Origin of the sequence: Pseudomonas fluorescens, from assembly GCF_900215245.1 — a bacterium.
In the GTDB taxonomy this organism is placed as follows: Bacteria; Pseudomonadota; Gammaproteobacteria; order Pseudomonadales; family Pseudomonadaceae; genus Aquipseudomonas; species Aquipseudomonas fluorescens.
On sequence record NZ_LT907842.1, the window covers coordinates 5,180,535 to 5,202,725 of the forward strand.

Annotated in this window: 17 protein-coding genes; 11 read left to right on the forward strand and 6 right to left on the reverse strand. The window is 60.8% G+C overall.

Features of this window, described 5'->3' with window-relative positions; translation table 11 throughout:
• Positions 1–21 precede the first annotated feature (21 nt).
• A complete protein-coding gene (locus tag CPH89_RS24070; RefSeq protein ID WP_053256265.1) occupies positions 22–903 on the reverse strand; it encodes a HalD/BesD family halogenase in 882 nt (293 codons plus the stop codon).
• A gap of 103 nt (positions 904–1,006) precedes the next feature.
• Between CPH89_RS24070 and CPH89_RS24075 the strand changes: the two genes are divergently transcribed.
• Complete coding sequence (locus CPH89_RS24075; RefSeq protein WP_053256264.1) at positions 1,007–1,921, forward strand: LysR family transcriptional regulator; 915 nt, start codon at positions 1,007–1,009, stop codon at positions 1,919–1,921.
• Here the strand turns inward: CPH89_RS24075 and CPH89_RS24080 are convergent.
• Complete coding sequence (locus tag CPH89_RS24080; protein ID WP_053256263.1) at positions 1,859–3,091, reverse strand: MFS transporter; 1,233 nt, start codon at positions 3,089–3,091, stop codon at positions 1,859–1,861. The two genes, CPH89_RS24075 and CPH89_RS24080, sit on opposite strands and share 63 nt — an antisense overlap.
• A 286-nt stretch (positions 3,092–3,377) precedes the next feature.
• Here CPH89_RS24080 and CPH89_RS24085 point away from each other — a divergent pair, with 286 nt between their 5' ends.
• From CPH89_RS24085 to CPH89_RS24105, 5 genes are all read left to right on the forward strand, one after another.
• Entirely contained in the window at positions 3,378–4,310 is a 933-nt protein-coding gene (locus CPH89_RS24085) for a LysR substrate-binding domain-containing protein (RefSeq protein WP_053256262.1), read from the forward strand.
• 159 nt (positions 4,311–4,469) lie between these two features.
• On the forward strand, positions 4,470–5,894 hold the full coding sequence (aldA, locus tag CPH89_RS24090) for an aldehyde dehydrogenase (RefSeq protein WP_053256261.1): 1,425 nt from the start codon (positions 4,470–4,472) through the stop codon (positions 5,892–5,894).
• Positions 5,895–5,970: 76 nt separating this feature from the next.
• Complete coding sequence (locus CPH89_RS24095) at positions 5,971–7,281, forward strand: MFS transporter (RefSeq protein WP_053256532.1); 1,311 nt, start codon at positions 5,971–5,973, stop codon at positions 7,279–7,281.
• Position 7,282: 1 nt separating this feature from the next.
• On the forward strand, positions 7,283–8,500 hold the full coding sequence (locus CPH89_RS24100) for a mandelate racemase/muconate lactonizing enzyme family protein (protein ID WP_053256260.1): 1,218 nt from the start codon (positions 7,283–7,285) through the stop codon (positions 8,498–8,500).
• A 37-nt stretch (positions 8,501–8,537) separates the two neighbouring features.
• Complete coding sequence (locus CPH89_RS24105) at positions 8,538–10,148, forward strand: GMC family oxidoreductase (RefSeq protein WP_053256259.1); 1,611 nt, start codon at positions 8,538–8,540, stop codon at positions 10,146–10,148.
• 49 nt (positions 10,149–10,197) lie between these two features.
• Here the strand turns inward: CPH89_RS24105 and CPH89_RS24110 are convergent, their stop codons facing one another.
• Complete coding sequence (locus CPH89_RS24110) at positions 10,198–11,130, reverse strand: pyridoxal-phosphate dependent enzyme (RefSeq protein ID WP_053256531.1); 933 nt, start codon at positions 11,128–11,130, stop codon at positions 10,198–10,200.
• A gap of 1,418 nt (positions 11,131–12,548) precedes the next feature.
• Here CPH89_RS24110 and CPH89_RS24115 point away from each other — a divergent pair.
• Positions 12,549–13,175, forward strand: coding sequence for a helix-turn-helix transcriptional regulator (locus CPH89_RS24115; RefSeq protein WP_053256258.1), 627 nt, complete (start codon positions 12,549–12,551; stop codon positions 13,173–13,175).
• Here CPH89_RS24115 and CPH89_RS24120 read toward each other — a convergent pair.
• Both CPH89_RS24120 and CPH89_RS24125 read right to left on the reverse strand, forming a co-directional pair.
• The gene (locus tag CPH89_RS24120; RefSeq protein ID WP_053256257.1) at positions 13,163–13,543 is read right to left on the reverse strand and encodes a RidA family protein; all 381 of its coding nucleotides are present in this window, start codon (positions 13,541–13,543) and stop codon (positions 13,163–13,165) included. The genes CPH89_RS24115 and CPH89_RS24120 overlap by 13 nt on opposite strands.
• Positions 13,540–14,505 (reverse strand): threo-3-hydroxy-L-aspartate ammonia-lyase, encoded by a 966-nt coding sequence (locus CPH89_RS24125; RefSeq protein WP_053256256.1) that lies wholly within the window; start codon positions 14,503–14,505, stop codon positions 13,540–13,542. The genes CPH89_RS24120 and CPH89_RS24125 overlap by 4 nt, the downstream gene beginning before the upstream one ends.
• A 120-nt stretch (positions 14,506–14,625) precedes the next feature.
• On the opposite strand from CPH89_RS24125, the gene CPH89_RS24130 reads away from it, so the two are divergent.
• The 4 genes from CPH89_RS24130 to CPH89_RS24145 all read left to right on the forward strand — a co-directional run bounded on the left by CPH89_RS24130 (position 14,626) and on the right by CPH89_RS24145 (position 17,197).
• Complete coding sequence (locus CPH89_RS24130) at positions 14,626–15,243, forward strand: LbetaH domain-containing protein (RefSeq protein WP_053256255.1); 618 nt, start codon at positions 14,626–14,628, stop codon at positions 15,241–15,243.
• A 92-nt stretch (positions 15,244–15,335) separates the two neighbouring features.
• Positions 15,336–15,854 (forward strand): sigma-70 family RNA polymerase sigma factor, encoded by a 519-nt coding sequence (locus tag CPH89_RS24135; protein ID WP_053256254.1) that lies wholly within the window; start codon positions 15,336–15,338, stop codon positions 15,852–15,854.
• Positions 15,851–16,771 (forward strand): FecR domain-containing protein, encoded by a 921-nt coding sequence (locus CPH89_RS24140; protein ID WP_053256253.1) that lies wholly within the window; start codon positions 15,851–15,853, stop codon positions 16,769–16,771. The genes CPH89_RS24135 and CPH89_RS24140 overlap by 4 nt, the downstream gene beginning before the upstream one ends.
• Before the next feature lie 210 nt (positions 16,772–16,981).
• Positions 16,982–17,197 carry a TOBE domain-containing protein gene (locus CPH89_RS24145; protein WP_003173733.1) on the forward strand — a complete coding sequence of 72 codons (216 nt, stop codon included), beginning with the start codon at positions 16,982–16,984 and terminating at the stop codon, positions 17,195–17,197.
• A 1,591-nt stretch (positions 17,198–18,788) separates the two neighbouring features.
• Here CPH89_RS24145 and CPH89_RS24155 read toward each other — a convergent pair.
• A complete protein-coding gene (locus CPH89_RS24155) occupies positions 18,789–22,136 on the reverse strand; it encodes a hypothetical protein (protein ID WP_053256252.1) in 3,348 nt (1,115 codons plus the stop codon).
• Positions 22,137–22,191 lie beyond the last annotated feature (55 nt).

Genomic DNA, 22,191 nt, shown 5'->3' on the forward strand with positions numbered 1-22,191 from the left:
TTATGGGTTTTTAGGGGTGAATCAGTCGAGCAACTGGTCGCTGCGCACCAGGTTGCGTTCGGCTTGCAGGTGGGCTTCGGACAGGCGTCCGTAAAGCTGTTTGGTGCGTTGCGCGCGGCCAATGATCCCGGGCTTTTCCGAGTAGGCGAAGATCGCCGTGTTGCGCTCGGTGGCGCCTGCGACGCGGGTGACCCGGTGTACGGAAAAACGGCCCTTGAAGATCTGCAAATCACCGGGGTTGAGCGTCAGCTCCTTGACTTGCGCGCGGTCTTCGCCGCGTACGACTTTGCCCACGGCGCCAAGGTTTTCCTGGCTGCGCGAGCGGATCATCGGCGCGTATTCGAACAGGCCGCCGGCCTCGGGCTTCTGGGTCATCATGCTGACGATGAATTCGTTGGTGTCGAAGTGCCAAGGCTGCTCGGTACCCTCGGGCATCACGTTGATGACCAGTCCGGCGAAAGGGTCGGCGTATTCGAAAATCTCCGGTTCGTCGAGGCAGGCGCCGATAAAACGTTTCATCATCGGCGAGACATACAGGCGGTGAATGATTGCGTCGGGGGCGATCATGTCGCGGGTCACAAAGCCGCTGGTGCGCTCCATGAATGTGCGACGCGGGTCATCCTGGGGCAGGCTGGCGTCGTCTTCGGTGAAGTAGGCGTTGACCTTGCGCACCGAATAAAACGTTTTGCCTGACAGTGCCTGGCCTTCCAGGCGCGCCTGTTCCAACACCTCGGGGCGCAGGAAGTTCTTTAGCAGGCAGCAACCGTCCTCGGCCAATTCGGCGCGGGCATGTTCAATTAATGCCTGTAATTGGACATGGCCCGAATCATGTATGGGATACAGCGCAGTATTAATGATGTCGCTGATATCACCGGTTTCGGCATCGGCAAGTTTAAGACTCATACACGGCTCCAAGTAGGGTGTTGTGTTGAGTGGATAGTTGCGTAAAGCGATTTGAAGTGGAAATTACAAGTTGTGATCGAATCCATCGGCAGGGGCGATAGTTATGTCAGGCGAACTGGATGGCAGCTTACTTAAAGTGTTTGTGGCAATTATCGAGTGCCAGGGTTTTTCAGCCGCAGCCGAGCGTCTGCATAAAACCCAGTCCACCGTCAGCCAGAGCTTGCAGCGGCTGGAGGAGATTGTTGGCACGCCGCTGATCCATCGCACCAGCCGCTCCATCGGCCTCACCCCGAGTGGGGAGACCTTTCTGATTTACGCCCGGCAAATCCTCAAGCTGCACCACGAGGCCGTGGCTGCGGCGCAATTGCCCAATGAGCAGGTGTGTATCCACTTGGGCATGCCGGAGGACTACGCGGAATACTGTCTGGGCGGGATGCTCAAGGACTTCCAGGCGCAGTTTGCCCAAGTGCGCCCGGACATCTGCTGCGAGATGTCCACCGCGCTGGTCAGCCGGTTGCACCGCGGCGAGTTGGACCTGGTGTTGGGCGTCGAACATGCCGGCCTGCAGCCCGGTGAATACCTGTGCGACGAGCCGCTGGTGTGGGTGGCGGCGCCGAGTTGGAGTGCTGTGGGGCGCCAGTCGGTGCCGCTGGCGGTGTACGCCGAGGGCTGTGCGTTCCGTGCCAATGCTGTGCAGGCGCTGGCCCAGGCTGGACGTTCATGGCAGGTGGTGTACACCAGTCAGAGTCCTCGCGGAATCGCGATTGCGATTGAGCAGGGTTTGTCGGTTGGGGTGATGGCGCGGCGCCTGGTGCCGGCTGGCTGGCAGATTCTGGATGAGCGCCAAGGCTTCCCGCCGATTGCGCCGGCCCGCCTGATGTTCTGGCGCTCAGCCGGTTGCCAGGTGCCGGAAGTGGCTGCGCTGGTAGAGATTTTGCAGCGCCAGTTGGGGCGCTCAGGGTACCTGGACAGGCCGCGCAGCGTCAGTCGCTCGCCGAGCCATGCGTTTGAGCAATAACAGGCCCGCGAGCACCCAGCCGACGATCCACGCATGCACCCCGGCAAATTCGCCGCTGGCCTGCAACAGCCAGCCGCACAAGCCATTGGCCGAGGCGCTGGCCAAGCCATAGCTGACCATGCTCAGGCTCACCACTTGCAGGCTGTGCACCGGGTTAAGGCGTGCGCTGAGGTAGGCCGCCATCAAGCCCCACGAAGGGAAATAAAACACTGCAAACAACCCGGCGGCCAACCAGCTCAGCAACAGGCTGGGATGCCACAGCAGGCCAATCATGGCGAGGCCGAAAGCGCCGATGCTCAGCGCCAGCACCCGCAACGCACCCCAGCGATCCGCCAGGGTGCCCAACAGCAGGCCGCCGATTGCGCCGCCGATGCCGATCAGCGTCCACATTGAGCCGGTCACTGCTGCGCCGGCGTGCAGGCGCTCGCTGACAAATGCCGACAGAAAATTGAGAAACGGCCCACTGATTGCGCCGATAAACCCGCTGAGCAAGACAATCTGCATGGCCACGGGGTGTTCCAGGCACACGTTCAACCACTGCCTCAGCACCTGATTGAACGCGGGCGGCCGGCTGGCGCGTGGCGCCTGTTCGGCGTAGGGGGCCAGGGCCCACAGCGCAAGCAGCGTGACCAGCAGCGTCAAGCCTGCGCAGATCAGCCAGAACTGGCGTAACGACAACCCCTGTAGCCAGGTGATCAGCAACCCGTTCAGGCAAATCGCAAAGGCCGCCCCCGAAGACGCCAGCCCCAGCACGCGACTGCGGTGGCTGGCCGGGATGACCTCGCGGGCGAGTGCCGCAATCGCGTTCCAGTTCGACACCGCACACGCCGACACCAGCGCCAGGCACAGGGCAAAGGGCAGCACCCAGGGTGTCGCCACCGCCAGGGCCAGCAACACCGGGCTCAGCACCATGGTCAGCCGCACCATGGTGCGCGGGGTCACCCACGCCGCGGCAATGCCGCTGGCGATGGACGCGCCCATATAAAACAGCTGCAGCAAGGCGGCAATCAGCGCCGCCTGGCTGTAGCTCAGTTCAAATACCTGGCGAATCTGCGGCAATAAAGCGGAATACAGAAAAATACTGAAACCGTGGGTGGTGGCGTTGCAGGCGGTAAACACCAGTGCCAACAGCGCAATACTTCGCCGCGATGAAACAGACGTACTCGACATGGCGCGGCCCTGATTTAAATGATGAGTCAGGCAAATGGGTGAGTTGTTGCAGAGACTAACTTTTGTGGTGAGTGGGCGACCAATGCTTAATTGTCTTAGTGTGCATGCGTCATACGCGTGCTATTTATTCGTCAGCGACGTATTCAGGTTAAAAACGACGCAGTGGGCGTTAGCCGAGTTTTCTTCGGCCGCAGAGGGTGCTACCCCAGGTTCAATACAAAAAGGTATGTTGTGTGCAGCATTGCTCTGCTCAATCTTCCTTGTCCGCTGCTGTCGAGTGCCCTCCATGAAACGCAAAATGCCTGGTCTCAATGCCCTCAAAGCCTTCGAAGTTGCCGGCAGCACCGGCAGTTTTACCCGGGCTGCCGAGCTGTTGAACGTGACCCAAAGTGCGGTCAGTCGCCAGGTCCGCCAGCTTGAGGAACAACTGGGGGAACACCTGCTGGAGCGGCGTCACCACCATTTGGAGCTGACCAGTGCCGGGCGTGTGTTGTTGCGGGCGTTGCATCAGTCATTTGACAAGATCGAGCTGACGGTGCGCAGCATTCAGCAGAAAACCCATTCCAACCGACTGCACCTCCACGCGCCGCCGACCTTTACCAGCCGCTGGTTGATGCCGCGCCTGGGAAGGCTGCGCGAGCAACACCCGGAGTTGGAGTTGAGCATCACCACCTGCATGCAGGACACCCTGGCACAGACCAGCACCCTCGACTGTGCGATTCGTTTTGGTAATGGTGAGTGGGATGGTCTGGACAGCTCGTTGTTGTTCCAGGAGCGGCATATCGCCGTGTGCACACCGTCGTTGTTCGCCCGCGAAGGTGGCGGGGACGGTATTGACTTGAATCGGATGACGTTGCTGCATGTGCTGGCGAGTGAAGATCAGCGTTATCTCACATGGAAGCATTGGCTGGATGCGGCGCGGATTACCGGGGTCGATACCCAGGGCGGTTATGAGTTTGATTTGCTCAACCTGGCGATACAGGCGGCGGTCGATGGGTTGGGGATTACCATTGCGGACTGGCATATGGTGGCGTCGGAGTTGGCCAGTGGGCAGTTGACGCAGGTGTTGAATGTGCATGTGGAAGGGCATCAGTCCTATTGGCTGGTGACCCGGCCGGAGCAGACGGATATGCCGCAGTTGCAGGTGTTTGGGCGCTGGCTGCAGGAGGAAATCTGGTTGGCGCAGCGGCAGTTGGAGCCTTCTACGGCGGCGGGGTGAGTTCGAGTACCTATCCGATACCGCCGTCACGGATAGGTACTCGAACACCCGTAACCTTCGTTTTCCTCACGTTACCCCGCCCAATAAGTCGTTTGCACACCCCCCAAGCAAATACAAAACTGCATGTCACTCGCAAAACAACAACGTTGGGCAAACCACATGCAATTCGAGCGCAATTTCTACAACGGTCAGTTCGTCGAGCCCGCCAGCGACGCCCTGATCGCCGTTTACAACCCTGCCAATGAATCCCTGGTCGGCCACGTGAGCGCCGCCACCGCCGATGAGGCCATTGCCGCCGTCGACGCTGCCGCCATCGCCCAGAAAACCTGGGGCAAGCTCACCAGTATCGAACGCGCCGAACACTTGCGCGCCTTGGCCGACGCCCTCGACAGCCACGCCGAAGCCATCGGTGCGGCCCTGGCCCGCGAGTCCGGCAAGAGCGTCAGCGATGCCTGCAATGAAGCACGCTACGCCGCACAAATCACTCGCTATCACGCCGAATGGGCGCGTCGCATCGAAGGTGAAATCATCCCCAGCGACACGCCGGATGAAAACCTGTTCCTGCAACGCGAGCCGATTGGCGTCGTGGCCTGCCTGATCCCGTTCAACTACCCGGTCTACACCTTGCTGCGCAAGGTCGCCCCGGCGCTGATCGCCGGTAATACCGTGGTGGTGCGCCCGAGCAACAACACGCCGCTGTCGGCGTTCGAAATTGCCAAGGCCGTGGTCACCTCCGGGCTTCCGGCCGGTGTCATCAACATCCTGACCATGGACCATGCCACCGCCGCCAGCGTCTGCACGCATAAAGCGGTCGGCCTGATTACGCTTACCGGCAGCGTGAACGCCGGGCGTATCGTGCTCGATTACTGCAAGGCCAATATCGCCAAGCCGTCTCTGGAGCTGGGCGGCAAGACCCCGGCGATCATCGAGGCCGATGCCGACCTGGAAAAGGCTGCCAGCGCCATCATCGGCTCCAAGACAACCCACTGCGGCCAGCTCTGCACGGCGGTGGAGCGGGTGTATGTGCACGAGAGCGTCTACGACCGGTTCCTGGCCTTACTGAAAACCCAGATAAGCGCCGTCCAGTTCGGCGACCGGGCCAACGATGAAAGCCTGATGGGCCCGCTGGTCAACGCCAGTTCGCAAAAGAACATCCACGCCATGGTCGAGCGCGCCGTGGCTGCCGGTGCTGTACTGGAAACTGGCGGCGTGCTGCCCGAGGGCCCCGGCCATTTCTACCCGCCGACCTTGCTCAGCGGCTGCCGCCAGGACATGGAAATCATCCAGGAAGAAATTTTCGGCCCCGTGCTGCCGGTGCTCAAGTACCGCAATATCGACGAGGCACTGGCCATGGCCAACGACCATCAGTTCGGCCTGTCGTCGGTGCTCTACACCGAGAACTACCGCACGGCGATGAAAGTGGCGAACGCCATTGAAGCCGGCGAGTTGTACGTCAATCGCACCCCGGCGGACCCGTATCAGGGCTTTCACGCCGGTTGGAAACGCTCAGGGCTGGGCGGCGATGACGGCAAGCACGGAATGCTGGAGTTCACCCAGACCCGTCTGGTGGTCATGAAGTACTGATTCACGCACACCGGCTGCACCTTCAATAAAAACAATTATGAGGGCACCTGCACAGTGGGTGTCCGAGGTCATCAAGATGTCCAAGCCTGCACCCGTTGCCCAGGATCTCGATGCCGTGTCCGCGGCAAAAAGCGACACCGCCAGTCGCTATTTCCAATTGCTCTTGCTGGTATTGGCCGCCGGGGCGATTTACCCGATCCTCTACCTGCGCCAGGTCTACCAGACCACCATGCTTGACGTGTTCCAGATCAACCACAGTGAACTGGGCTACTTGTACTCCATGCTCGGCACCGTCTTTTTGCTCAGCTACCTGCCCAGCGGTTGGCTGGCCGACCGTTTGCCGCCGCGCTTTTTGATCTTTTTCTCGCTGGTCGCCACCGGCGCCCTGGGCCTCTGGTATTCGACGGTGCCGTCGATGACCGGCCTGATGATTATCTTCGGTTGCTGGGGGCTCACCACCGGCCTGACCTTCTGGGCCTCGGTGCTCAAGCGCGTAAAGATGATCGCCCACCCCACTGAGCAAGGGCGTTTCTTCGGGATACTCGATGGCGGTCGCGGCCTGGTTGAAGCGTTATTGGCAACCGTGGCCCTCGGTCTGTTCGCCTATGCCACTGAAACCCGCAGCCAGTCGGCGGCCGAAGGTTTCAAACAGGTGGTCTACCTGTATTCGTTCATCTGCATCGCCATCGGCTGCGGGCTGGTGTTGCTCAAGGACCCCAAGTCCATGGCCGAAACGTCGGCGGTGGAGAAGGGTAAGTTCAACCTGATTGCCGACCTCACGACCCTGGTGAAGATCCCCGAGCTGTGGCTGGTGACCGCCATTGTGTTCTGCGGTTATCACATGTTCTGGGCCACCTACAGCTTCTCCGATTACCTGCAAGGCAGCGGCATGACCGCCGTCATGGCCGGCACCATCACCACCATCAAATTGTGGATGCGCCCCATCGGCGGCATTGGCGGCGGTTGGTTGGGGGACAAGTTCTCGAATATCTCGGTGCTGATCGTCGCGCTGGTGCTGGTAACGCTGGCCATGGTCGGGCTGATTGTGTTCCCGGCGCTCAATAGCCTCGGCCTGTTGATCGGCACGGTGATCTTCATCGGCCTGATGACGTATGCGATTCGCGGCCTGTACTGGGCGATCCTCGACAGTTGCGACATCCCGCTGCGCATCACTGGCCTGGCCATCGGTATTGTCTCGGTAGTGGGTTACTTACCCGACACCTTTATCCCGCTGATCAATGGCTACCTGACCGACACCTACCCAGGCAAGGCCGGTTACAACCTGTACTTCGGCTACATCGCTTTTGTCGGCGTGCTCGGGACCCTGGCGGCCCTGACCCTGCGTGCTCGAATCAACCGTAAAAAATTCAACCAGACAGGTGCCTGAGATGAAAATCGTCGCCCTTGAAACCCATATCGTCGCCGTTCCACCGCCGCACATTGGTGGGATGTACTGGCTGTTCGTCAAGCTCAAGACCGACTGCGGCATCGAAGGTGTCGGTGAGATCTACGCCGCCACCTTTGGCCCCAAGGCCATGCTGCCGATCATCGAGGATGTGTTTGAGCGCTACCTGCTCGACCACGACCCGCACCATATCGAGCGCTTTTTCCGCCAGGCCTATTCCAGCGGTTTCACCCAACGCCCGGACTTGACCATGATGGGTGTGGTCAGCGGCCTGGAAATGGCCTGCTGGGACATCATCGGCAAGGCGGCCAACAAGCCGGTCTACGAATTGCTCGGCGGCAAGGTCAACGAGCGCCTGCGTTCCTACACCTACCTGTACCCGGTCAACAGCCAGGGCGAGTATGACTATGACGACCCGGACCTGGCGGCCGAGTGCGCCATCGAGAACATGAACAAAGGTTTTACCGCCGTGAAGTTCGACCCGGCGGGGCCGTACACCGCGTACTCCGGCCACCAGATTTCCCTGGAAGTGCTGGAACGCTGCGAGACCTTCTGCCGCAAGATCCGCGAGGCGGTAGGCGACAAGTGCGACCTGCTGTTCGGCACCCATGGGCAGATGGTGCCGTCGTCGGCAATTCGCCTGGCCAAGCGCCTGGAGAAATACGACCCGCTCTGGTTCGAAGAGCCGGTACCGCCTGGCCAGGAAGAGGCCATGGCCCAAGTGGCGGCCAAGACCAGTATCCCGATCGCCACGGGCGAACGACTGACCACCAAGTATGAATTCTTCAAGCTGCTACAAGCTGGCGGCGCGTCGATCCTGCAGATGAACGTGGCGCGCTGCGGCGGGCTGCTGGAGGCGAAGAAAATCGCGAGCATGGCCGAGGCCTACTACGCGCAGATCGCGCCCCATCTATACAACGGGCCGATTGGCGCGGCGGCGAGTTTCCAACTGGCCACCTGCACGCCGAACTTCCTGATCCAGGAAAGCATCATGACCTGGGGCGGTTTCCATGCCGACATCCTGACCAAGCCACTGCAATGGGAGGACGGCTACATCATTCCGTCCACTGAGCCGGGCCTGGGGGTAGAGCTGAACATGGACGTGGTGCGCAAGCACACGCCGTATACAGGCGAGCGCCTGCACCTGCAAATGGCTGCCACACCGGCCGACGTCAAAGACACCTCGCCGGCCAAAGGCTGAGCCAGGCACTTAACTACGAATAACGCGGTAATTGTGCATGACATATGACTACATCATCGCCGGCGCCGGCGCCGCAGGGTGCGTGCTGGCCAACCGGTTGTCCGCCTCGGGCGAATACTCCGTGTTGCTGCTGGAAGCCGGCGGCAAAGACAGTTCCTGGTGGTTCAAGATCCCGGTCGGTTTCGCCAAGATGTATTACAACCCGACCTTCAACTGGATGTACTACAGCCAGCCGCAAAAGCAGCTCGCAGGCCGTGAAATCTACGCGCCACGGGGCAAAGTGCAGGGCGGCTCGGGCTCGATCAACGCGATGATCTATGTGCGCGGCCAGGCCCATGACTTCAATGACTGGGCCGCCAATGGCAACGACGGCTGGGGCTTTAAGGACGTGCTGCCGTACTTTCGCAAGCTGGAAAACCACCCGTTGGGCGACACCGAGTACCACGGCGGCAGTGGCCCCATCAGCATCACGCCGATGAAGGGCCAGACCCATCCGATCTGTGACGTGTTCCTCAAGGGCTGCGAACAGCTCGGCTATGCGCACAGCGACGACTTCAACGGGCCGAATTTCGAAGGTGCCGGGCTGTATGACGTCAACACCCGCAAGGGCGAGCGCTGCTCCAGCAGCTTTGCTCATCTGCACCCGGCCCTCAGTCGCTCGAACCTGACCGTGGAACTGCATGCGCTGGTTGATCGCGTGCTGTTCGACGACCAGCAACGCGCCACCGGCATTGCCGTCACCCAGCACGGCGTGGTCCGTACCTTCACCGCGCGCAAGGAAGTGATCCTGTGCGCCGGCGCGGTGGACACGCCCAAGATATTGCAACTGTCCGGCGTGGCAGACCAGCAATTGCTGGCCGAGCATGGTATCCCGCTGGTCAAGCACCTGCCGGCCGTGGGCGATAACCTGCAAGACCACCTGTGCGCCAGCTACTACTACAAGGCCAATATCCCGACGCTGAACGACGAACTCAGCTCGCTGTTCGGCCAGTTGAAACTCGGTCTCAAGTACCTGTTTACGCGCAAAGGCGCGCTGGCCATGAGTGTCAATCAGGCGGGTGGTTTCTTTCGCGGCAACGACGCGCAGAAAGACCCGAACCTGCAGCTGTATTTCAACCCGCTGTCGTACCAGATTCCGAAAAACAACAAGGCCAGCCTCAAGCCCGAGCCTTACTCCGGCTTCCTGCTGTGCTTCAACCCGTGCCGCCCGACCAGCCGCGGCACCATCCGCATCGCGTCGAAAAATCCGCGGGACGCGGCGCTCATCGACCCCAATTACCTGAGCACGCAAAAGGACATCGACGAGGTGATCCAGGGCAGCCGGTTGATGCGCAAGATCATGCAGGCGCCGGCGCTCAAGGGCATCACCGTGGCTGAAGTATTACCGGGCGCGGCGGTGCAGACCGATGAGCAGATGCTGCAATACTTCCGTGAAAACAGCGGCTCGATCTACCACCTGTGCGGCTCCTGCGCCATGGGCTCGGACCCGCAGGTCTCGGTGGTGGACAAACGCTTGAAGGTGCATGGGTTGGACCGGTTGCGGATTGTCGATGCGTCGATCTTTCCGAATGTGACGTCGGGCAATACCCATGCGGCGGTGTTGATGGTGGCGGAGAAGGGCGCTGACCTGATTTTGCAGGATGCCTGATTCAGCGTGCCGAGCGCAGGCGTCGGCTGGCCGACGCCTGCGGTGTTAGTCAGACGGATTGTTGCCACTGCGCCACCAGCTCGGCGGTGATGCTCACGCCGCCACACACGATGATCACCACATCGTGTGCTTCGGCGATGGCCGGATGGTCGAGGTACGCAACGGCCAACGATACGCCGCAAGCGGGCTCGACCAACTGACGCAAATCGTCGGCGTAACGGGCAACGCCCATCATTGCGTCGGCGTCGCTGAGTACCACGCATTCATGGGCAAATGCGCGGATGTGCTCAACGGGCCACGCGGCGACTTGAGACGCCGCCAGTGATTTGGCCACGGTGTTGATGCGCGGCAGGCGTACGGGTTTTCCGGCCGCCATCGCCGCCTGGAAGGAGGCGGCACCCGCCGTCTCGCAGTTGATTATCTTGCAGTCGTAGCGCTTGTGCCGTTCGAGTCCGGTCAGGATCCCCGCGAGTAAACCACCGCCACCGACGGAGCTGACGATGCTGTCCACATTCGGGCAGTCTTCAAGAATTTCGTCGACCAGGCTGCTATGGCCTTCCCACAACATCGGGTGGTCGAAGGCTGGCACATAAAAAGCGTCTGAATCGCTGGCCAGACTCAACGCCCGTTGGTTGGACTCTTCCCATAGATCGCCATGCACCACGACCTCACCACCCGCCCGGCGGATGCGCGCTCGGGTCGCTTCGGGAGTGGTGGTGGGCACGACGATGCAGGCTTGCAGCCCCAGGTTGCGCGCAGCAATGGCTGTGGCCAGGCCGGCATTGCCGCCTGACGGGCAGAAAACTCTGAATTTGCCCAGGCTTGCGGCGTACGCACATAGCGCACTCATGCCGCGTAATTTGTAGGAGCCGCTGGGTTGCAGGTTCTCAAGCTTTAACCAGATTCGGCGCTTGGCGGTAGACAAGCCTGGATGCAGGATCAAGGGGGTTCGCGTGGGCAGTAATGCCGTTTCCCGATTGATCCGTGCCCACAGGTTGCGAATTAACGGCTGGTGCAGCGTGAAGCGCAAGGCGCCGGCTACGTTGGCGATGGTCAGGCTAGCGCTTCTGCAATCATAGGTGACGGTGTGGCTGATAGCCGGTGGCATGCCCGGCGCGTCTTTCTGGCCGTACACAATGACCTGATACAACGCCAGGTCCTCTTCCAGGACCGGCATTTCGCTGCTTTCACTGTCGTCATAAAGGGCCCTGATCCGGCTGAGTGTCAGGTTGCGCAAGTCCAGCGTGAATCCGTCCTGGGCCAAGTCCAGCTTCTGGTGGCCGCTGAAGAAAAACGTCTCGAGGTGCGTGCAACCTACTTCCTGGCGGGTCACCACCAGGCGTGTCAGGTAGGTGCCCGTGCCGTCGCTGTGAGTGAATATCTGGCAGAGTCGGTTCGCAAGCCAGCCGGGTGCAGGATTCGTCACGCTCCAGCCATAGAGGTTTGGAAAGTAAGAAATATTGAACAGTGCGCCGGTGGACTGTTGTGCAAAGGCGGAGTGGGCGCGCATGTATTCCACGCTTGAGCGGCCCACCACCGCGAGCGCGTTGGCAATGGCGTGGGTGGCGTAGTCGAGGTTGACGGGTTCGAGCTCGGGCAAGGTCAGGGTCTGGCGACGCTCCAGGGTGTCCATCGCCTGTATCAGCGAGTCACGCCCGGAGCCGATAACCAGGACTTTGCCGAAGCTTTTACCCATCAGTGTGGTTTGGCGGTCGGCATCGCCGGCGTAGGCGATGAATCCCTCGTCGAGATAGACCACGATAAAACTCGCGTCGAGCCCATGATAATTGGCATCGTCGATGATGTTTTGGTGGCGATCGAGGGTGTATTTCTGTTCCCGATAGACCACCTGTTCGACCCTGTCGAAGAGTTGCCGCGCGTGATCGACGCGCCCTGCATACAGAAAGTAAAAGCCGAATTCGGATGCCCAGACCTTGAGCGCCAAGCCTGTCGGGAAGCTTTTGCCTGCATTGCCCTTGCGCAATTCCAGGCCGGTCAACGGCGTGGTAGGCGGTATATCGGGCGCCAGGTTGGAACTGATCAGGTTGTCAGTGATTGCAATAGGAAAGCTTTCGGCAAATAGCAGGGCGGCGACGGTCAAGAATTTCACTCCTGTCAATGAAGGCATAGCCATCCGTGGGGCGGCTATCTTCGCAGAACTGAAACAGCCTGCAACCGTCATCCTCCAGAGGTTTCTATCCGCCGGGTAAGCATCTACCCGCCGCGCAACCGCTCCCGGACACGCGCCCCCAGGCGGGCGGCGCGCGGTTGCATGCGCTGGAGAGTGCGCTGCATTTTCAGCGTATCGGCAAGGCAGCAGGGGTGTTCAAAATTAAAGCGCCACAATGAGGGGCCGTGGCTAAATTGACGGCCTGTCCAGGACTGGATATGTTGTCTTGCATGAACAAGACCTCTCCCGAAGACACCACCCTGATCAGCCAGCTCGAACAGATTGCCGAAGGCTTGAGCAAGACCTTCAGCCCATTCTGCGAGGTGGTGCTGCATGACTTGCGTGACCCGCAGCACGCGATCCTGGCGATCCATAACAACCTCTCCGGGCGTCAGCCGGGTGACCCGGCCACCGAGTTGGGCCTGGCGCGAATTGCCGACCCCGAGTACCCCCAGGTCATCGCCAATTACCAGAACCAATTCGCCGATGGCCGCCAGGTCAAGAGCACCTCGATTGGTATCAAGGACGCCAGCGGCAAGTACGTCGCCGCCTTGTGCATGAATGTCGATCTTTCGTTGTTCCGGGGCTTGCAGGGCATGCTCGAACAGTTCGGTTCGGTCAGCGGTGACAAGCCCGGCGAGTCCCTCGACCCTTCGGGCGCCGACCTGATTCGCACGCGTATCGACCAGTTCGCCGCACGCCTGGCAACCACGCCGCGTGCACTCAAGACGGCGGACCGGCGGGTGCTGCTGCAAGAGCTCAAAGACGCCGGCTGCATGGACATTCGGCGGGCCATGGAAACCGTGGCCTCGCACCTGGGCGTGTCGCGCGCGGCGGTCTACACCTACGCCAAATAGCGCGCCACGGCTTCAATCTCCACCAGGTAACCGTGATGCAACTCGGGCACCGGCACCACCGCGCGGGCAGGGCGGTGATCGCCCAGCGCGGCGGCGTAAACGCGGTCGAACGCCGGCCAGTGCCCGACTCCGGCAACGTACACCGTGACCTTGACCAGATCCTGCGGCGAACCGCCGGCGGCGTTCAGGATGGCCAACAGATTATGCAGTGCGATTTGGGCCTGTTCGGCAAACGGCGCCGACAGGTTGTGACGCCCGTCCGGGCTGACCGGTAATTGCCCGGAGATATACAGCGTGTCGCCGTGGCTGATGGCCTGGGAATAATGCCCGGCCGGTGCCGAGGCCTTCGACGTGTGGATGATCTTCATGGTGCCTCGCTGAGCAGGGCGGCGTAGCGCTGAATATCCACGTTGCCGCCGGTGACGATGATGCCCACGCGCTGGCCTTTGAACCGCTCGCCCAGTTGGCGCAATGCCGCCAGGCCCAGGCAGCCGGTGGGTTCAACCACCAGTTTCATGCGCTGCATGAAGAAGCGCATGGCGTCGATCAACTGCGCGTCGGAGACGGTCAGGATGTCGTTCACCAGGTCGCGGATGATTGGGAAGGTGTAGTTCCCCAGGTGTTGGGTTTGCGCGCCGTCGGCGATGGTCACCGGGGTGTCGATATGCACGATGCTGCCGCTGTGGAACGAGCGCTGGCCATCGTTACCGGCTTGCGGTTCGACGCCGAACAGTTGGCAATCCGGTGACAGGGCGCGGGTCGATAATGCGGTGCCGGAGAGCATGCCGCCACCGCCCAGGCCGACGAACAGCGCGTCCAGCGGGCCGCTGAATTCCAGTAACTCTTTGGCGGCGGTGCCTTGGCCGGCAAGGATGTGCGGGTGATCGTAAGGCGGGATCAGCGTCATGCCGTGTTCGACGGCCAGGGTGCGGCCGATTTGTTCGCGGTCCTCGGTGAAACGGTCATACAGCACCACGCTGGCACCATATTCTCGGGTCGCTGCAACCTTGGCGGCAGGCGCGTCGGTGGGCATCACAATGGTCGCCGGCATGCCCAGTAAACGAGCGGCCAGCGCAACGCCCTGGGCGTGGTTGCCGGAGGAAAACGCCACCACGCCCGCCTTGCGCTGCTGCGCATCAAACTGCGAAAGGGCGTTGAACGCGCCGCGAAACTTGAACGAGCCGGCGCGTTGCAGGTTTTCACATTTGATGAACACCTGGGCGCCGGTTTCGGCGTCGAGGGTGCGCGAAGTCAACACCGGCGTCTGATGGGCGACGCCTGCCAGGCGTTGGGCGGCAGCGATGACGTCGTGGTAGTCAGGCAGTTGCATGAGCGGACCTTGTGTGCGTTTTTGGATAAAATATCCATATCAAGACAAATAGTAAAGATCGGTTTCTCACGTCCGCCATGCTAGCGTTTCGAGCTTCTCTGACCGCTGGAGGGTTCGACGTTGATCCGACTCACCGACTACATTGCCGACGTATCCCAATCCGCGTTGGCGCCTTGGGCTGACCTGACGCCTTGGGCGTTGGTGGCCCAGGCCCCGGCGATTGTTCGCCAATTACTGGTGCAGTTGCCGGCAGACGCTTACGTCATTCAGGATGAAATCGCCATCCACCGTACCGCCACCGTCGAGTCCGGCGCCGTGCTCAAGGGGCCACTGATCATCGGCGCGCATTGTTTTATCGCCAGTGGTTCTCTGCTGCGCGGCGGGTGCTGGGTGGATGCGCAGTGCATCATCGGCCCGGGTGCGGAGTTGAAAAGCTCGTTTGTGTTCAGTGCCAGCAAGCTGGCGCATTTCAACTTTGTCGGCGATTCGGTGCTCGGCCATGGGGTCAATCTGGAGGCCGGCAGCATCGTCGCCAACTACCGCAATGAGCGCGAGGACAAGGACGTGCAGGTGCGGATCAACGGGCAATTGCAGCGCACCGGGTGCGATAAATTCGGCGCGTTGCTCGGCGATCAGTGCCGAATCGGCGCCAATGCGGTGTTAGCGCCGGGGGCGGTGTTGGCACCTGCCAGCGTGGTCGGGCGCGGTCAGGTATTTGACGCAGAGGCTTGCGTATAAACGCAATGTTGAAAAGAACATGGTGTGTCGGCTCGATATTAAATAGAATTAATCTCATTTGAGATTAACTCGCGCCGCGCAGGTTGCTCGCCATGACTGATGCTGTTGCCCCGACCCACGCTGCCGAACTCACGTTGTCGAGTTTGTACCGCGACCACCGCAGTTGGCTGGAAAGCTGGTTGCGGCGGCGCCTGGGCAATGCCTGGGATGCAGCGGACCTGAGCCAGGACACCTTTTTGCGCGTGCTCGCCAGTGCGCAGCCCATTGCGCAGATGCAGGAACCGCGTGCCTATCTGGTGACCGTCGGCAAGCGCCTGCTGGTCAATTTTCATCAGCGGCGCAGCCTTGAGCAGGCGTACTTGAATGCGTTGGCAAACCTGCCGCACGCCTGCGTGCCGTCACCCGAACAACGCTGGCTGATGCTCGAAACCCTGCAAGCACTGGATGAGTTGCTTGACGGTTTACCGGTGCTGGTGCGCCGCGCGTTTCTGTGGAGCCAGCTGGAAGGCCTGGGTTATCGAGAGATTGCCGAACGGCTCGACGTTTGCGAACGCACGGTGAAGCGTTACATGGCCCAGGCCTACGAACATTGCCTGCTGGTGGACCTGTGAGTCGCGATGTCGCGCGCGCCGCCGCCCAGTGGCTGGCATTGCTGGAGTCCGGCGCCGCCACCGAGCGTGACCATGCGGCCTTGCAGCAATGGCGCGACAGCCATCCTCAACACGAACAGACCTGGCAAAAAGCCCAATCCCTGCGCCAGCGGTTCAGCGACTTGCCACACGCATTGGCGATGGCCAGCCTCGACCGCCCGCAACCGGCGCGGCGCGCACTGCTCAAGCGTGCCCTGGGTGTTGCAGCGTTGGTGCCGACGGCGTGGCTGATCAGCCGCCAGTTGCCCATCGAGGCGTGGCGTGCCGATCTGCACACCGCCACCGGCGAGCGCAAACGCCTGCCTTTGGTCGATGGCAGTAGCCTGCAACTCAATACCGCCACGGCCGTCGATGTCGACCTCGCCCATCGGCGCATCACGCTGGTGGAAGGGGAATTGGCGCTGAGTGTGCCGGGCTCGGCTTTGATCGCAGTGAACACCCGCTACGGCCAGGTCCAGGTCAGCCAGGCCGAGGTGTGTGTGCGGCAGTTGCCGACCGGCTGCCGGGTGTCGGTGCTCAAGGGCGCGGTGCAGGTGCGCGATGTGAGCGGGCAACTGGCGACGTTGAGCAACGGTCAGCAAGCGTTATTAAAGCCCCAGGGGCTTGGGGAGCGGATGCCGTTCGATGCGCAGCAACTGGACTGGCGCGACGGCGTCTTGACCGCGCAAAACCAGGCGCTGGGGGATTTTTTGCGCGAGCTGGAGCGTTATCGCCCCGGTGTGCTGCGCTGGGACCCGAGCCTGGAAACCCTGCGGGTCACCGGCAGCTTTCGCCTGGATGACACCGACCGCATCCTCAGCCTGCTGGCCCAGACACTGGGGTTTGAGGTGCGGGCGCGGACGCGGTATTGGGTGACACTCAGTCGCACATTGGCCTAAATCACATGGGCCCGCTGTAGCTCGGTCAAGGACAGTGCCTTGAGCTGCGCCAGCAGTGTGTTGATTCGCTGTAGCCGGGTGAACAGTACGCATATATTTATATCGAATAAATAAAGAGTTATTTATTCCTTTTAATCGCTAATTGAATGGCGCATTTTGAGGGCCTGCGCATTCGTGCGGATTGACCCAACAGCCAAAAGGAAACCCGACATGACCATTAAAGCGATTAATGTGCGCAACCAGTTCAAGGGCGTGATCAAGGAAATTCTGCTGGGGGAAGTGGTGTCCGAAATTGACGTGCAGACTGCGTCTGGCATCGTTACCTCGGTGATCACCACCCGCTCGGTGCGGGATCTGGAATTAAAAGTGGGTAGCGAGGTGATTGCCTTTGTGAAGTCGACCGAAGTGTCCATCGCCAAGCTGTAAACCCCGATCATTTGGGGGAGCTGGCTTGCCTGTGATGGCCATAGGTATCTACGCAACTCTTTGTGTTGCTTTGAGCCTGTGAGGGGTTAGGTAGATATGAGTGCATATCCGTTGCTGCGGTAACGGCTGCTATGGGTTCCGCTCTTACAGCGGGTCACTTTTTTACAAACGCCTAAAAAAGTAACCAAAAAACGCTTTGCCCCACCACTCGGTACCTCGCCCAGGCTCGGTATGCCCTCACTCCGGCTTGAATCCGTGGGCCGCCGCAATGGGCCATCCCTGGCCCAGTGCGGCTAACCCGGCGTCCTGCCGGGTTACCCACGGATTCAAGCCTGCGTTCGGCCAGCGTGGTTAACGGGGCCTGTCAGATCAAGATCAACAGCAGATCAAAAGCAGAGCACGGCGGCCTGACAGCCGACCTGAGTGGTAGAAGCAAAAGCACAGCAACACCACGTTTACCGGATGAAATGAGTTCCAAATGTGGGAGCGGGCTTGCTCGCGAAAGCGGTGGGTCAGTTAGCTCATCTGTCACTGATGCGCCGCCTTCGCGAGCAAGCCCGCTCCCACAATGTTGACCGAGTTCAGTTGCTAGCACCGCAGTGCTCTGCTTTTCTGTAGGAGCTGGCTTGCCTGCGATGCAGACACCTCGATACATCAGGCAAACCCAGCAGCAGACCCCATGCCAGCTCCCAGATTGACCCAATACAGTCTGAAAAGCAGCCCACCCTCTGCCTGATGTACCCAGTTCCAAATGTGGGAGCGGGCTTGCTCGCGAATGCGGTGGGTCAGTCAGCTCATCTGTCACTGATGCGCCGCCTTCGCGAGCAAGCCCGCTCCCACAATGTTGACCGAGTTCAGCTGCCAGCACCGCAGTGCTCTGCTTTTCTGTGGGAGCTGGCTTGCCTGCGATGCAGACGCTTCGATACATCAGGCATACCCAGTCGCAGACCCCATGCCAGCTCCCAGATTGACCCAACACAGTCCGAAGAGCAGCCCACCCTCCGCCTGATGTACCCAGTTCCAAATGTGGGAGCGGGCTTGCTCGCGAATGCGGTGTGCCAGTCACCCACTCCATCAACTGACACACCACTTCGCTTGTGCTTTTGATCTAACCACTCAGGTCGGCTGTCAGGCCGCCGTGCTTTGCTTTTGACTTTGATCTTGATCTTAGGCGCCCCGTTAACCACGCTGGCCGAACGCAGGCTTTGGAGCGTGGGTAAACCGGCAGGACGCCGGTTTAGCCGCGATGGGCCAAGGATGGCCCATGGCGGCGGCCCACGGTCCAAAGCCTGCGTGAGGGCACACCGAGCCCAGGCGAGGTGCCGAGTGGTGGGGCAAGAGCCCTTTGGTTACTTTGGGGCTTTTCCAAAGTGACCCGCCGTAAGGGCGGAACCTATTTCGGCCGTGACCCAAACAACGGATATGTACACAGCGCGCCCGCGACAACCACACCACCCAACCCGTAAAAAAACAGGTGTAGATACCTATGCCGCAGTAGCGGTCTATCAGCCAGTCACATGGATGGTGAACGCGAAGCCGTCATCGCAGGCAAGCCAGCTCCCCCATGGAGAGAGGCCCGCCTGCCTGGCCGTTAGTTAAGGCGCGGGCCACCGCCGCCGGGTGCATGGGGTTGTGGTCGCTCCGGCGGCGCATCGCTCGGCAAGCTTTTCGGCGGTGTGTTCGGGTCTTCGTAGTGCTTGTGCAAGTCCCCGTCCAGTCGGTTACTCGACGAACCACCTTTTTGCGGGGTCGCGTCAAAGTGTTCCCACTCCGATTGCTGGAAGCGAAAGATACTGTCGTCGGTCGGCGTGTCGCGGCCTTTGTAGTGGTGGATTTCGTAATGCGCGTATTCGACCTTGTCAGCCCAGTTGTCCTGCAATAAACCGTCGCCGGCCAGGTCGCGGTACCAGTCGTTTTCTTTCTCGGTGGCTTTCTGTTTTTTGTTGTGGTCGACAAAGTAGCCGATGATCCCGCCGACCACCGCCAGCACCACACCCACCAGGAACAGCGGCCCGGTCAATGCCGCCGCCGTGCCCGCGCCAAACAGGGCGGCGGCGCCGAGTACCCCGGCCGATGCGCCGAACGCACCGCCCGCCACTTGCAGGCCACCCGCGGCCTGGGCCAGCGGGTCTTTGCTGTCGACCCCACTCTTGATCGCCAAGGCGCCCAACACGATATCGGCAAACCCCCCGACGATATCCGTGGCCGGGCCCAGCACCTTGATCACCGAACCGGCAATCTTCGCCGACTTGGACGCGCCCAACTTGGCCGCACCTGCCGCCGCGAGGCCGTCATCCAGGTGAGTGGCCAGGCCTTCGGTGGCCTCGGTGACGGCTTTGTCGCCCTCGCCGAACATTGTCGAGATGCCGTCGTATTGGCTGTCAGGCACCGCATCGAGGGCACTGGTAATCTTGGCTTTGACGTCGCTTGGCAGCTCGTTGACGCGAAACTCGAAGTTAGGCTCCTGCAGCCCGTTCTTGCCCCAAATCTCCGGCAGGGTCTTGTCCAGGCCGAGGAAGTCCACCAGGCCGCCTTTGCCCAAGGTCTCGCCGATCTTGTCGCCCAGGCGCACAAAGTGGCTGGAACCGCCGGCAAAGCTCAGGAAGTCCTTGGCAATCGACATCCGCTGCGCCGGGGTTTCACCGAGCTTGCCGCCTTTGCCCACCAGTTGGTAAATCGCCGAAAACAGCGTCACGCCGGCGCCGAGGGAGCCAAGAATGCCCTTGCTGTTCAGGGTGTTGAAGACCTCGCCGAGCATGCCGCGATCGGCCACCGCGATATAGGGTTTGTTCAGTGCGCTTTTCAGGTCGGCTTCGCTGATGGAGCCGTTGTTCTTGTAAACCTCGCCCAACTCTTCCAGGGCCTTGGTCACGCCGGCCGACTTTTCCTTGCCCTGCAAGCCTTCGTTGAGGAACTTCTCCAGGGTTTCCTGGGTACGGCGCGGCAGGTCGAGCAGGGTGCCTTTCAAGACCCCCTTGAGCAGGCCGAACAGGTCCTTGGTGGCCAGTTCCTTGTTCTCGTCGGAGATCTTGCTCGGGTCCGAAAGGATCGCATTGAGGTCGGTGGTCAAACCATCGGCCTGGATATTCTGCGCCGCTTTGCTGGCCGCTTCGGGGTCGAACAGTGACAGCGAGGTGAGGGTGTCGCTCAGGTCTTTTTGTGCCTCGGAGGTTTTGCCCTGGTTTTGCAGATCCTTGAGGTACAGCACGTAATCCGGGTTGGACGTGAGGTCCAGCAGCTTCTGCTTGATCTCGTCCTTGTTCGGCAGCTTGTTGATCGCGTCATCCATTTTCGACTTGTAGTCGGCCTGCACGGTCGGGTCTTTGAACAGTTCGCCGATCTGCTCTTGCACGGCCTTGCCGTCGATGATGTCGTGCATGTCGGCCGAGGTCAGTTCGGTCTGCTTGTCATCGAACTCGCGCCAGGTGGTGTTGAACGGGCGCTTGGATTCTTCGTAGCCGGTGATGCCGTGGCCATTCTGGTAGGCGGCCTGGGCTTCCAGGGCGCGGACCAGCTTGGCCCGCGGGTCATCCTTGGGAATCGAGCCGTCTTTGACGCCGGCGCGGTAAGTGTCGATCAGTTGGGTGGTGGCCAGTTCGCTGACGCTCAGGGTTGGCGACTTGTCGTCTTTTTCATCGGCGTGCACGCCGGTGTCCATGTTCAGCACATCCAGGTCACCGGCCTTGGGCAGGTTGTGCTGCGTGCGGGTGTCATCGACTGCACCGGCACTGAAGGCGTCCCACTTGGCCTTGACGTCGTCGTAGAGCTGCGGACTCAGCTCCTTGGAGACGATGACTTTGCCTTCGCTGGTCTCGTAGCGGATCAGGCCATCACCCAGTTCATCGGGCGAGCCGAAGGTGATGTCGGTGTTTTTCAGGAAGTCATTCGGCCCGGCCAGCTTGTAGCCTTCGCTTTCGCTGGTGTGGATTTTGTCCCAGGTGTCATGCGCGGTGGCGACACTCTTGAACAGCTCGGGGCTGACATTCGAGGACACCACCACCTTGGTGCCGTCATGGAGTTCGTAGGTGAGGATGTTGTCTTTCTGGTCGTTGTTCCAACTGAACGTCTTGTAGTCATTCAGGCCCGGCACTGGCGTGTTGGCGTCGGCCAGTGTCGCGCCGTTATTCAGTTCGCCTTCCACCACGGCCTTCTTGCCCGGGTCGGTATAGACCTCGTGCAGGCCGGCCAGGTAGTCGAACAGCTTGGGGTTGTCATCACGGGCCACGACCATTTTCTGGCCGTTGCTTTCGAAGCGGATCAGCCCCGGGCCGACTTCATCGACCGGGCCGACGGTGGTGCCACCATACGGCGGCCACACTTCGTTATCGCTGGCGCGCTTGTAGCCGGCGTCTTCGCTGCTGGTGAGGCCGCTGAAACTCGCATAGTCGTCCTTGGCTTTCTGGAAGGCCTCGGGGTTGTCACGCTGGCTGATAACGACCTTGGTGCCGTCCTGGGTCTCATAGCGGATCACGCCGGGGCCGGTTTCATCCGGCGGGCCGAGGGATTTGTAATCGGCGAGTTTTTCCGGGGCCTTGCCGTCCGCGCCCAGGCTCTGGTAACCGGCGTTCTGGCTGGCAACCACGCCGGAGAGGGACTTGAAGTCTGCGCTGACTTGCTTGAACAGGTCGGGGCTGTCCTGTTCGCTGACGATGACCTTCTTGCCGTCCTGGGTTTCATAGCGGATCAGCCCCGGGCCGACTTCATCCGGCGGGCCGATGGCCTTGTAGTCAGACAGCGCAGGTGGCGGCGTGGCGTCCTTGGCCGCCAGTTCGTAGCCTTGTTGCTTGCTGGCATCGAGCCCCGATGGCGTCTTGTCCTGGGACTCGACTTTTTTGCTTGCACTGTTTTTGAGTAGCACATGGAACGCTGCGGCTGACTTAAGCGGCGTACCGGGAAGGGATTTGGGGTCGGACAAACGATCAAGGGGCTGGGTCGCCATGCCATGGAACTCCTGCTGTTGCCGGTGGGACTGAAAGGCAAAAACAGTAACAGCA

Coding starts and splice junctions, on each gene's coding strand:
- aldA (WP_053256261.1), top strand. CDS start 4,470: ATGCAATTCGAGCGCAATTTCTACAACGGTCAGTTCGTCGAGCCCGCC.
- CPH89_RS24080 (WP_053256263.1), bottom strand. CDS start 3,091: ATGTCGAGTACGTCTGTTTCATCGCGGCGAAGTATTGCGCTGTTGGCA.
- CPH89_RS24115 (WP_053256258.1), top strand. CDS start 12,549: ATGAACAAGACCTCTCCCGAAGACACCACCCTGATCAGCCAGCTCGAA.
- CPH89_RS24155 (WP_053256252.1), bottom strand. CDS start 22,136: ATGGCGACCCAGCCCCTTGATCGTTTGTCCGACCCCAAATCCCTTCCC.
- CPH89_RS24075 (WP_053256264.1), top strand. CDS start 1,007: ATGTCAGGCGAACTGGATGGCAGCTTACTTAAAGTGTTTGTGGCAATT.
- CPH89_RS24125 (WP_053256256.1), bottom strand. CDS start 14,505: ATGCAACTGCCTGACTACCACGACGTCATCGCTGCCGCCCAACGCCTG.
- CPH89_RS24105 (WP_053256259.1), top strand. CDS start 8,538: ATGACATATGACTACATCATCGCCGGCGCCGGCGCCGCAGGGTGCGTG.
- CPH89_RS24100 (WP_053256260.1), top strand. CDS start 7,283: ATGAAAATCGTCGCCCTTGAAACCCATATCGTCGCCGTTCCACCGCCG.
- CPH89_RS24085 (WP_053256262.1), top strand. CDS start 3,378: ATGAAACGCAAAATGCCTGGTCTCAATGCCCTCAAAGCCTTCGAAGTT.
- CPH89_RS24120 (WP_053256257.1), bottom strand. CDS start 13,543: ATGAAGATCATCCACACGTCGAAGGCCTCGGCACCGGCCGGGCATTAT.
- CPH89_RS24145 (WP_003173733.1), top strand. CDS start 16,982: ATGACCATTAAAGCGATTAATGTGCGCAACCAGTTCAAGGGCGTGATC.
- CPH89_RS24095 (WP_053256532.1), top strand. CDS start 5,971: ATGTCCAAGCCTGCACCCGTTGCCCAGGATCTCGATGCCGTGTCCGCG.
- CPH89_RS24135 (WP_053256254.1), top strand. CDS start 15,336: ATGACTGATGCTGTTGCCCCGACCCACGCTGCCGAACTCACGTTGTCG.
- CPH89_RS24070 (WP_053256265.1), bottom strand. CDS start 903: ATGAGTCTTAAACTTGCCGATGCCGAAACCGGTGATATCAGCGACATC.